Origin of the sequence: Brevibacterium rongguiense, from assembly GCF_009857845.1 — a bacterium.
Lineage (GTDB): Bacteria > Actinomycetota > Actinomycetes > Actinomycetales > Brevibacteriaceae > Brevibacterium > Brevibacterium rongguiense.
Genome location: NZ_WWEQ01000026.1, coordinates 26814 through 38141 on the forward strand (window position 1 = coordinate 26814; position 11328 = coordinate 38141).

The window sequence follows — 11328 nt, forward strand, 5'->3', positions numbered from 1 at the left end:
GGAGGCGGTGCCGTCCGCAGCGGCCACACCCCGGCTCCGCGTCCGGCGCGGCAGCACAACAGACAGTAAGGGGATCGGCGCATGTCGACCGACCAGCAAGTCGCGATGAAGCGGCCCGAGGAAGACCCGCGCAGCACGTGGGACATCGTCAAGTCGATCATGGCCGCCTCGAGCGGCAACCTCGTCGAGTGGTTCGACTTCTACATCTACTCGTTCTTCTCGGTCTACTTCGCCAAGCAGTTCTTCACTGGCTCCAGCGAGGTCCAGCAGTTCATGGACGCCGCCGCGATCCTGTTCGTCGGCTTCCTCATGCGCCCCATCGGCGGCTACATCTTCGGCCGGCTGTCCGACCGGATCGGCCGCAAGCGCTCGATGCTCATCTCCATCCTCTCGATGTGCGGCGGCTCGCTGCTCATGGCGATCCTGCCCACCGCGAACACCGTGGGCGTCCTCGCTCCCATCCTCCTGCTCCTCGTGCGCTGCATCCAGGGCATCTCCGTGGGCGGCGAGTACGGCTCGACCGCGACCTACATGTCCGAGGTGTCCTCGAAGGGCAAGCGCGGCTTCTTCTCCTCGTTCCAGTACGTCACCCTCATCGGCGGCCAGCTGCTGGCCAGCGTCACGGCCGTCATCATGACCCACACGCTCGGCGATGAGCAGATCTCCAACGGCTGGTGGCGCCTGCCGTTCGTGATCGGCGCCGCCGCCGCGCTCGTGTCCCTGTGGCTGCGCTCCGGCCTCGAGGAGACGACCACGGAGGAGACCCGCAGCCACAAGGAGTCCGGCAGCTTCCGCGAGGTGCTGCGCCACCCGCGCTCCATCATGATCGTCCTGGGCATCACGTCGATCGGCTCGCTGAGCTTCTACATCTTCACCACCTACATGCAGAAGAACCTTGTGGTCGCCGGCTTCACGAAGGGCTCGGCGGCGGACACGATGACCGTCTGCCTCCTCGTCCTCATCGTGCTTCAGCCGCTCATGGGCATGCTGTCCGACCAGATCGGGCGCAAGACGACGATCATCACGTTCGCGGTGTCCATGATGGTGCTGCCGTTCCTCGTGCTCACCGCGATCCGCCAGCAGCCGGGCCTCAACCCGCTGACCGCGACCTGCCTCATCCTCTTCGCGATGGTCTTCCTCAGCTTCTACACGTCGATCTCCGGCGTCGTGAAGGCCGAGGTCTTCCCCGCCCACGTGCGCGGCCTGGGCGTGGGCTTCGTCTACGCGATCGGCAACTCGCTCTTCGGCGGCTCCGCCGAGTACGTGGGCCTGTGGTTCACGAACATGAAGATCGCCTGGGTGTTCCCCATCTACGTCTTCGTCATCGCGGTCTTCGGCCTCATCACGATGCTCTACATGTACGACGACCGCAAGCACTCGACGCTCGACTTCCCGGGCGACACCTCGTACGCCCGCACGAAGGCGGACTTCGTCGAGGCCAAGCACGATGCGCAGGAGGCCAGGGCCAAGGGTCAGCCCACCGGCGAGTAGCCCTCCAGGGCTGGGACCGGCACCAGGGTCAGGACCAGGACCAGGGCCGGGCCGCGGGCCGGGGATAGGGTGATCGGGTGACCGATTCGCTCGCTCCCCGGCCCGCGGCCTCTGCTGCTCTCCCACCCGATCCGCCCGGGCGGGCCACCGAGGCCGCGATGCTGCTGGCTTACCTCGACTTCTACCGCGCGGTCCTCCTGTGCAAGGCCGCGGGACTCGACGACGCCGCGCTGGCCCGGCGGCTGCCCGGCCACCCCTCGCCCATGACGCTCGGCGGCCTGCTCGCCCACCTCGCCTACGTCGAGGACGAGTGGTTCACCCGCCGGATCGCCGGCGCCCCCGCGCCCCCGCCGTGGGCAGATGCCCCCTGGGAGCAGGACCGCGACTGGGACTGGCACTGGGGTGAGCGGGCCTCCGGCGCCGAGGCGCGGGCCCTGTTCGCGGCCGCGTGCGCCCGTTCGCGCGCGGTGGCCGCGGAGCTCGGGCTGACCTCGGGTGCGGATCTGGACGCCGGCCTGGCCGCCGGCGACGCCTCCCTCACCCGGCGCTGGGCGCTCGTCCACCTCGTCGAGGAGTACGCGCGCCACGCGGGCCACGCGGACCTGCTGCGCGAGGCGATCGACGGCGCGGTGGGTGATTGAGCGCGAGCGCTTCCCCCGGTTCGCAGCCCCCAGCCCCGGGCAGCACTGCCCCGGACCGCACCGCCCCTAACCGCACCGCCCGGCGGGCGCGCTGGGCGGTGGCCGCCATGTTCTTCACGAACGGCGGCCTGTTCGCCAACCTCCTGCCGCGCTTCCCGCAGCTCAAGGACGCGCTGGGGATGGACAACGCGACGTACGGCCTCGCCGTCGCGGCCTTCCCCGCCGGTGCGATCCTCGCGGGCCTGGCCTCGGGCCTGCTCATCCGCCGCTTCGGCTCCGCTCGGGTGGCCGTGGGCGCCACCCTCGTCACCGCCCTCGGTGTGCTCGCCGCCGGGTTGGCCCCGGCGCCGCTGGCCTTCGCCGCGTGCCTGCTGTGCGCGGGTGCGGCCGACTCGATCTGCGATGTGGGCATGAACGCCCACGGGCTGCGCGTCCAGCGCCGCTTCGGCCGCTCGATCATCAACTCGTTCCACGCCGTCTGGTCGATCGGCGCGGTGACCGGCGGCTCGATGGCCGCGGCCGCGCTCGCCCTCGACATCCCGGTGGGCATCCACCTGGCGATCTCCGGTGCCCTGTTCTCCGCCATCGCGCTCGTCTCCCTGCGCTTCGCGCTGCCGGGGACAGACACCGAGCGCCACAGCGTTGCCCTGGAGCCCGATGCCCCGGAGGCGGCTCCCGATGCCGCTTCTCCGCCCGCGGTCCTGTCCCGCGGCCGGCTCGTGCTCACCGTCGCCTGCCTCGTGGGCATCGCGGTGGCGGGCTCGTTCGTCGAGGACGCGGGCAACTCCTGGGCGGCGATCTACCTGGCCGGCCCGCTCGGCGCCCCCGCGACGATCGCCGCGCTGGGCTACATCGCCCTGACCGGCGCCCAGTTCGCCGGCCGCCTGGTGGGCGATCGGCTCGTCGACCGCTTCGGCCAGCGCGCCGTGGCCCGGGCGGGCGCCGCGCTCGCCGCGGTGGGCATGGGCCTGGCGCTCGCGCTGCCGTCGGTGCCCGGCACCATCGCGGGCTTCGCCGCCGCGGGGCTCGGGGTGGCCACCCTCGTGCCCGCCGCCATGAGCGAGGCCGATGCGCTGCCCGGCCTGCGCCCCGGGACCGGGCTGACGATCGTCTCGTGGCTCATGCGCCTGGGCTTCCTCGCCTCACCGCCCCTCGTGGGGCTCATCGCCGACCGCGCGGACCTGCGCGCGGGCCTGCTCACGGTGCCCGCGGCGGGCCTGGCCGTCGTGGCGCTGGCCGCCGTGCTCGCACCTCGGGCGCGGGCCCGGCGCACCCCCGGGCAGGGGGCGGCGGACTGAGGCCGTGTCAGGGCCCTGCGCTACCCTGAGTCCGTGAGCAACGAAATCGAAATCGGCCGCGGCAAGCGCGGGATCCGGGCCTATTCGCTCGACGACGTGGCGGTCATCCCCGCCCGCCGCACCCGCGATCCGCGCGATGTCTCCCTCGATTGGCAGATCGACGCGTACCACTTCGAGCTCCCGTTCATCGGCGCCCCCATGGACTCCGTCGTCTCGCCCGCCACCGCGATCGCGCTCGGCCGCGCGGGCGGCCTGGGCGTCCTCGACCTCGAGGGCCTGTGGACCCGCTACGAGGACCCGCAGCCCTACCTCGACGAGATCGCCCGGCTGGGCGAGGACGAGGCCACCGGGCGGATGCAGGAGATCTACGCGGCCCCGGTCCGCCCCGAACTCATCACCGCGCGCATCGAGGAGATCCGCGCGGCGGGTGTCACCGTCGCAGGCTCGCTGACCCCGCAGCGCACCCAGGAGCACTGGAAGACCGTCGTCGACGCGGGGGTGGACCTCTTCGTCATTCGCGGCACCACCGTCTCCGCCGAGCACGTGTCCTCGGATGCGGAGCCGCTCAACCTCAAGCGCTTCATCTACGAGCTCGACGTCCCCGTCATCGTGGGCGGGGCGGCCACCTACACGGCGGCGCTGCACCTCATGCGCACCGGTGCGGCCGGCGTCTTAGTGGGCTTCGGCGGGGGAGCGGCCGCCACCACCCGGCGCACGCTGGGCATCCACGTGCCCATGGCGTCGGCGATCGCGGACGTCCACGCGGCCCGCCGGGACTACATGGACGAATCCGGGGGCCGCTACGTCCACGTCATCGCCGACGGCGGGCTGGGCACCTCCGGGGACATCATCAAGGCCTTCGCGATGGGCGCGGACGCCGTCATGCTGGGCTCCGCCCTGTCCCGCGCGCACGAATCGCCCGGCCAGGGCTGGCACTGGGGCGCCGAGGCGCACCACCCGTCCCTGCCCCGCGGCCGGCGCGTGCACATGGGCACGGTGGCCGACCTCGACGCGCTCCTGTTCGGCCCCGGCGAGTCCGCCGTGGGCGAGGTCAACCTCGCCGGCGCCCTGCGCCGCGCCATGGCCACGACCGGCTATGTGGACCTCAAGGAATTCCAGCGCGTCGACGTCGTCGTGGCCCCGCACCAGTACCACACGGAGGGCTGAGGCACGCAGTGCTCCGGCTCGCCCTCACGCCGCGCTGGCTGGCCTACCTGGGCCTCGTCCTGGTCCTCGTCGCGGCCTTCATCACGCTCTCCACGTGGCAGGTCAGCCGCGCCGAGCACAAGAACGACGCCGTGCAGTCCGCCGACACCCAGACGGTCAAGGACTTCAACGACGTCATGGCCGCGCAGGTGCCCATGCCCGGTTACCTGTCCCACCAGCGCGTCTCCGTCACCGGCCACTTCCTCGCCGAGCAACAGGTGGTGGTCTCCGGGCGCTCCCAGGGCGGCCACTCCGGCTACTGGGTCGTCACGATGTTCGCCCCCGACGGGGCCCGGCTGGGAGAGGCGGCCGAGCTCGACGCCGGCGCCAAGCCCATCGCGATCCCGGTGGTGCGCGGCTTCACCCAGGACCGGCAGGCCGCCCACGACTCGCGGGCCGCCGCCGGCACCGTCTCGCTCACCGCCACCGTGGGCCCCACCTCCACCCCGCAGCCCAGCCAGGGCCAGCCGGCGGGGGAGGTGAAGTCGCTCTCGACCGCCCAGCTCGTCAACCTCTTCGGCGTCTACACCTATTCGGGCGTGCTCTACCCCGATGCGCAGCCGGAGGCCTCGATCGCCGCCGCCGGCTTCGAGCACGTCGCCCTCGCGGCCGCGCAGAGCGGCGGAGTGGACCTCCAGTCCGCCGCGTACGCCGTCGAGTGGCTCATCTTCGCGGGCTTCGCCCTCTACATCTGGTGGCGCCTGCTGCGCGACGAATACCTCAGCCAGCTCGCGGCGGCCGGCGCCGCCGCCCCGGCCCCGGGCTACGTCGTGGTCAAGCGCTCCGGTGAGCGCAACCTTAGAATGGACCCGGGCGGCACGGCCGCGTCCGGTGACCCAGCGCCACCGAGCAGCCCCGTGCCACCCGATGACCCCGTGCCACCCGATGACCCGGCGCCACCCGATGGCCCCGTGCCACCCGATGACCCCGTGCCACCCGATGACCCGGCGCCACCCGATGGCCCCGTGCCACCGAGCAGCCCTGCCCCGCCCGGTAGTGATCCAGCCCCGCCAGACGAGCCCCCCAGCGACGAGGACACCCGCAGTGAGCGATGACGATGCCCGCCCGGACTTCACCGACGACGAGGTGTGGTCCCTCAAGCGCTTCACCTCCGCGCGCAGCGCGCTGCGCTTCTACCGCGTCATGGCGATCATCACCGGCGTCATGCTCCTCATCCTCACCGCGGAGATGATCGTCAAGTACCTCATCACGCCGGCCATGGGCGGGGACCCGTCCGAGGCCCTCATGCTGGGCAGCTTCAACCTCGCGGCCGCCATCGCGATCTGCCACGGCTGGTGCTACGTCGTCTACTCATCGGCTGCTGGTGGCTCAACCAGCAGATGCGCTGGGGCCTGGGCCGCCTGCTCGTCCTCGCCCTGGCCGGCGTCGTGCCGGTCATGTCGTTCATCCTCGAGCGGCGCACCACCCGCCGCGTGGACCGCGAGCTCGACGCGGCCGTCGTCGTGGCCCCCCGCAGCTGACAGTAGGATTGCACGCATGACTCAGCCCCCCGAGACGAGCGCCCGTCCGGTCCTCGTCGTCGACTTCGGCGCCCAGTACGCCCAGCTCATCGCCCGCCGCGTGCGCGAGGCCGGCCTGTACTCGGAGCTCATCCCCTCCACGGCCCAGGCGGTGGACTTCGCGGCCCGTGAGCCCGCGGCGATCGTGCTCTCCGGCGGCCCCTCGTCCGTCTACGCGGACGGCGCCCCCCGCCTCGACCCCGCTGTCTTCGGCCTGGGCGTGCCGATGTTCGGCATCTGCTACGGCTTCCAGGTCATGGCGACCCACCTGGGCGGCGAGGTTGCCCACACGGACCGCCGCGAGTACGGCTCGACCCCCATGACGGTGACCCGGCCGGGCCGGCTGCTGGCCGAGCAGCCCGCCGAGCAGACCGTGTGGATGAGCCACGGCGACTCCGTGGCCCGGGCGCCCGAGGGCTTCGAGGTCCTCGCGTCCACCCCGGACACGCCCGTTGCCGCGTTCGAGTGCGATGCCCAGCGCATGGCCGGCGTCCAGTGGCACCCCGAGGTGCTGCACTCGGCCCACGGCCAGCGCGTGCTCGAGAACTTCCTCTACGAGGTCGCGGGCCTCGAGGCCGACTGGACGAGCGAGAGCGTCATCGACGAGCAGGTCGCGCGGATCCGCGCGCGCGTGGGCGATGCGCAGGTCATCTGCGGGCTCTCCGGCGGGGTCGACTCCGCAGTGGCGGCGGCCCTCGTGCAGAAGGCCGTGGGCGACCAGCTCACCTGCGTCTTCGTCGACCACGGGCTGCTGCGCAAGGACGAGCGCCGCCAGGTCGAGGAGGACTACGTCGCCGCGACCGGCGTGCGCCTGGTCACGGTGGACGCTCGGGAGACGTTCCTCGGCGCGCTGGCCGGGGTCAGCGATCCGGAGGCCAAGCGCAAGATCATCGGCCGCGAATTCATCCGCAGCTTCGAGGGCGCGGCCGCGGACCTCGTGGCCGAATCGCGCGAGGGCGCGGGCGAGCCCATCGAGTTCCTCGTCCAGGGCACGCTCTACCCGGACGTCGTGGAATCCGGCGGCGGCACCGGGACTGCGAACATCAAGAGCCACCACAACGTGGGCGGGCTGCCGGAGGACCTGCAGTTCCAGCTCGTCGAGCCGCTGCGCACCCTGTTCAAGGACGAGGTGCGCCAGATCGGCCGCGAGCTGGGGCTGCCGGAGGTCATCGTCGCCCGCCAGCCGTTCCCGGGCCCGGGGCTCGCGATCCGCATCGTCGGCGCCGTGTCCGAGGAGCGCCTGGCCGTGCTGCGCGAGGCCGATGCGATCGCCCGCGCCGAGCTCACCGCAGCCGGGCTCGACGACGAGATCTGGCAGTGCCCCGTCGTGCTGCTGGCCGATGTGCGCTCCGTGGGCGTCCAGGGCGACGGCCGCACCTACGGCCACCCGATCGTGCTGCGGCCCGTGTCCAGCGAGGACGCGATGACGGCGGACTGGACGCGCGTGCCCTTCGACGTGCTCGCCCGGATCTCCAACCGGATCACGAACGAGGTCGACGAGGTCAACCGCGTCGTCCTCGACGTCACCTCGAAGCCGCCGGGCACCATCGAGTGGGAGTGAGCCGGCGGGGCGCGGGGTTCGGGTGCCGCCCGGCCGCTGACTGAACACCGTTCAGGTATACTGGCGCGGTCCACTCCGCCCCACCGAGGAGCCCTCGTGTCCCAGACCACCGCCGCCCCCGCAGCAGCGCCCCGCTCCGCGGCGGCCGATACCGCGCTCGTCGCCGTCTTCGCCGCCCTCATCGCCGCCTCCGCCGTGGCGCCCGCCGTGCCCGTCGGGGCACTCGGGGTGCCGATCACGGTGCAGACGCTCATCATCGCGTTCACCGGGATGTGCCTGGGCCCCCTGCGCGGCTTCCTCGCCACGGCGCTCTACGTGGCGCTCGGCCTCATCGGCCTGCCGATCTTCTCGAGCTTCCGCGGCGGCATCGGCGTGCTCGCGGGCCCCAGCGCCGGCTACATCATCGCCTTCCCCCTCTTCGCCCTCCTCGTCGGCCTCGTCGCGCGCTGGGCGCTGGCCCGCCTGACCGGTTGGAGGCTGTGGCTGGGCATGTTCGCCGGGGCCGTCGTCGCCAGCGTCGTGTGCGTCCACCTGCTGGGCGCGCTCGGCATGGCGGTCAACGGCGGCCTGCCGCTGGGCGCCGCATTCGCCGCCGACGCGCTCTACTACCCGGGCGACATCGTGAAGAACGCGCTGGCCGCCGCGCTCGCCGTCACCGTCCACCGCGCGTTCCCCCAGCTGCTCACCCGCCGGGTGCTGCGTGCCCGCTGAGCCGCCCGCCGCCCCCGCGCAGCCGGGCATCCGGCTGGCGGGGGTGGGCGTCGCGGTGGCGGACATGACCGACCAGGGGCCCGTCACACGCACGATCCTCAGCGACATCGACGCCCACCTTGCAGCCCCCATGACGAGCGTCGTGGGCTCCAACGGCTCCGGCAAGTCCACCTTCTGCCAGCTGCTCAACGGCCTCGTGCCCGCCGACGCGGGCACGGTCACGGTCGACGGCCTCGACCCCGCCCGCAGCCCCCGCGCGGTGCGCGAGCGCGTGGGCTTCGTCTTCACCGATCCCGCGGCCCAGCTCGTCATGCCCACGGTGGGCGAGGACGTCGAGCTCTCCCTGCGCCGTGCGGAACCGCGCGCCGCCGCGCGCCGGGAGCGGGCGCTGGCCGTGCTCGACGAACTCGGGATCGCCGACCTCGCCGCCCGCAGCGTCTACGAGCTCTCCGGGGGTCAGCGCCAGCTCGCGGCACTCGCGGCCGTGCTCGCCGTCGACCCCGCGATCCTCGTCCTCGACGAGCCCACGACGCTGCTCGACCTGCGCAACCGCGAGGTGCTGCGCGCCCTGCTCTTCCGGCTCGTCGCGCAGCGCGGCCTGCGCATCGTCGTGTCCACCCACGACCTCGCGCTGGCCGCCGAGGCCGACGACGCCCTGCACTTCGAGGCCGGCCGGCTCGTCGCCCACGGCGCCCCCGCCGAGGTGGTGGCCGGCTACCGCGCGGCGGTCCTGGGGGCATTGTGAGGCGCAGGCAGCAGTTCCTGGGAGGCTACGTCCCCGGCACGAGCTGGCTGCACCGCACGCCGGCCCTCGTCAAGCTCGCCGCCGTGTGCGCGGTGGGCATCTGCGCGGTGGCCGTGCGCGCCCCCTGGCTCAGTCTGGGCCTCGCCGTGGCCGCGGTGCTCGCGGGGCTGAGCGCCGGGCTGCCCCTGCGCCGGATCCTCGAGCCGGCGACCCGGCTGTGGCCGCTGCTGCTCCTCCTGCTCGGGCTCAACGCCTGGCTCACGGGCCCCGAGCAGGCCGCCCGGACGCTCAGCACGATCATCGTCTGCGTCCTCACGGCGGGCCTGCTCATGCTCACCGCCTCCGTGGCCCAGCTGCTCGCCGCCTTCGAGGTGCTGGCGCAGCCGGTGCGCCTCGTGGGCATCGGCCCCGAGCGCGCGGGCCTGGCCGCCGCGCTGACCGTGCGCAGCATCCCCGTGCTCGCCGATCTGTTCGCCGACGCGGGGGACGCGGCCCGGGCCCGCGGACTCGAGCGCAGCCTGCGCGTGCGCACCGTGCCCGTGGCGCTGCGCGCCGTCAAGTACGCCGACGATACCGGCCGGGCACTCGCCGCGCGGGGCCTCGGGGACTGAGCGCACCTCGGGGGTTGAGCTGCTCCACCGGCCCACCGGCCGCCGTCGCCTCGATCGCGGCCGCGTAGTGGCCCACGAGCTGGGAGCACACGCCCTTCCACGAGCGGGCCTCGACCGCCCGGCGCGCGGCCTGCCCGAACGCCCGGCGCTTGGCCTCATCGCCGAGCAGGTCGAGCGCGTGGGCGCGCATCCCCGCCAGGTCGCCCGGGGCGTAGAGCCACCCGGTGCGCGAGGAGTCGACGAGGTCGAGCGGGCCGCCGCGGGCCGGGGCGATGACCGGCACGCCGGATGCCATCGCCTCCTGGATGGTCTGGCAGAAGGTCTCGAGCTCACCCGGGGCCACCATGAGGTCGAAGCCGGCGACCGCCTGCGCGAGGGCATCGCCGCCCAGGAAGCCGGTGAACACGGCGCCGGGCAGCGCGGCCTCGAGGCGGCGGCGCTGCGGGCCCTCACCCACGATGACGAGCCGGGTGCCCGCGATGTCGAGCAGCGCCGCGAGATCGCCCACCTGCTTCTCCGCCGCGAGCCGGCCGACGCAGCCGATGATCCGCTCCCCGCCGGGGGCCACCGTGCGCCGCCATCGCTGCGACCGGTGGGCGGGATCGAAGCGGTGCGCATCCACCCCGCGCGCCCACAGCGCGAGCCGCTCGATCCCGTGGTCCGCGAGCTGGTCGAGCGCGTGGCTCGACGGGGCGAGGGTGAGCGCGGCGCGGGCGTGGAGGGCGCGCACGTGCGTCCACAGCGCCTTCTCGAGCCCCGGGAGCCCGTAGCGCGCGGCATAGGCGGGCACCTCGGTCTGGTAGACCGCGACCGCGGGCAGTCCGAGCTCCTCGCAGGCCAGCGCCGCGCGCCAGCCCAGCACGAAGGGCGAGGCGAGGTGGACGACATCGGGGGCGAAGTCGGCGAGCAGGCGCCGGATGCGCGGCACACCGCCCGCTGCCACCCGCACCCGCCGGTAGCCCGGCAGCGCGAACGAGGGCACGCCCGCCACGCGCGCACCCGCCACGTGCTCGGGGCGCAGCGGGGCCTGCGGGGCGATGACGAGGACCTCGTCGCCGCGCTCGTCCAGGTGCTCGAGCACGCGCAGGATGCTGTGGACGACGCCGTTCATCTGAGGGAGGAAGGACTCGGCAGCAATCGCAACTCTCACGCCACCAGGCTGACCGGCGCGCGTGACGGCCAGCGCGCCGGGCGGTGGCGCGGAGGTGAGCGAGTCCGGACGAGTCGGTAAACTCGCCCGGAGCCGGAGGGTCCGGCGGCTGGGGAGGCGCGCATGGACGGGGCGATCATCGCCATCGCGGCCGCCGTGGTCCTCCTCGCCCTCGTCGGGGCGGCCGCCACCGCGCTCATCGTGCGCTCGAACCAGCTGAGCCTCGCCCGCGAGCTGTGCCTCGAGGGCCGCCGCCAGCTCTTCGCGGCGCTGGGGGAGCGACAGGGGTGCCGCGCGGCGGCGGGTGTAGCGCGCGGCGTTGAGCGAGTAGTAGCGCACGCCCGCGATGATGCGGCCCTCGATGATGTGCAGCTGCGTGCTCAGGCACTCGTCG

At 73.4% G+C, this 11328-nt stretch carries 10 protein-coding genes and 2 pseudogenes; 11 read left to right on the forward strand and 1 reads right to left on the reverse strand.

All coding sequences use genetic code 11. The features are described 5' to 3' along the window. Positions 1-81: 81 nt before the first annotated feature. The 10 genes and pseudogenes from GSY69_RS07595 (at position 82) to GSY69_RS07640 (ending at position 9784) form a co-directional block, all read left to right on the forward strand. The gene (locus GSY69_RS07595) at positions 82-1491 is read left to right on the forward strand and encodes an MFS transporter (protein ID WP_202410924.1); all 1410 of its coding nucleotides are present in this window, start codon (positions 82-84) and stop codon (positions 1489-1491) included. Between the two features lie 77 nt (positions 1492-1568). Beyond that, positions 1569-2132, forward strand: a complete 564-nt coding sequence (locus tag GSY69_RS07600; protein WP_328698804.1) for a mycothiol transferase — start codon at positions 1569-1571, stop codon at positions 2130-2132. Positions 2133-2239: 107 nt separating this feature from the next. Then, positions 2240-3430: an MFS transporter gene (locus GSY69_RS07605; RefSeq protein ID WP_160953266.1), complete on the forward strand. Its 1191-nt coding sequence runs from the start codon at positions 2240-2242 to the stop codon at positions 3428-3430. A gap of 33 nt (positions 3431-3463) precedes the next feature. Beyond that, a complete protein-coding gene (locus GSY69_RS07610) occupies positions 3464-4597 on the forward strand; it encodes a GuaB3 family IMP dehydrogenase-related protein (RefSeq protein WP_160953267.1) in 1134 nt (377 codons plus the stop codon). An 8-nt stretch (positions 4598-4605) separates the two neighbouring features. Continuing rightward, the gene (locus tag GSY69_RS07615; protein WP_328698805.1) at positions 4606-5691 is read left to right on the forward strand and encodes an SURF1 family protein; all 1086 of its coding nucleotides are present in this window, start codon (positions 4606-4608) and stop codon (positions 5689-5691) included. Between the two features lie 109 nt (positions 5692-5800). After that, positions 5801-5896: pseudogene (locus tag GSY69_RS15450) on the forward strand (DUF3817 domain-containing protein); the annotation flags it as partial. Between the two features lie 237 nt (positions 5897-6133). Beyond that, entirely contained in the window at positions 6134-7717 is a 1584-nt protein-coding gene (guaA, locus tag GSY69_RS07625; RefSeq protein ID WP_160953268.1) for a glutamine-hydrolyzing GMP synthase, read from the forward strand. Between the two features lie 96 nt (positions 7718-7813). Then, the gene (locus GSY69_RS07630) at positions 7814-8428 is read left to right on the forward strand and encodes a biotin transporter BioY (protein WP_160953269.1); all 615 of its coding nucleotides are present in this window, start codon (positions 7814-7816) and stop codon (positions 8426-8428) included. Further along, the gene (locus GSY69_RS07635) at positions 8418-9173 is read left to right on the forward strand and encodes an energy-coupling factor ABC transporter ATP-binding protein (protein ID WP_328698806.1); all 756 of its coding nucleotides are present in this window, start codon (positions 8418-8420) and stop codon (positions 9171-9173) included. Before GSY69_RS07630 ends, GSY69_RS07635 begins: the two co-directional genes overlap by 11 nt. Continuing rightward, a complete protein-coding gene (locus GSY69_RS07640; protein WP_160953270.1) occupies positions 9170-9784 on the forward strand; it encodes a CbiQ family ECF transporter T component in 615 nt (204 codons plus the stop codon). Before GSY69_RS07635 ends, GSY69_RS07640 begins: the two co-directional genes overlap by 4 nt. On the opposite strand, the gene GSY69_RS07645 is transcribed toward GSY69_RS07640, so the two are convergent. Beyond that, positions 9729-10934, reverse strand: coding sequence for a glycosyltransferase family 4 protein (locus GSY69_RS07645; RefSeq protein WP_328698807.1), 1206 nt, complete (start codon positions 10932-10934; stop codon positions 9729-9731). The genes GSY69_RS07640 and GSY69_RS07645 overlap by 56 nt on opposite strands. Before the next feature lie 123 nt (positions 10935-11057). On the opposite strand from GSY69_RS07645, the pseudogene GSY69_RS14610 reads away from it, so the two are divergent. Then, positions 11058-11328: pseudogene (locus tag GSY69_RS14610) on the forward strand (hypothetical protein); the annotation flags it as partial.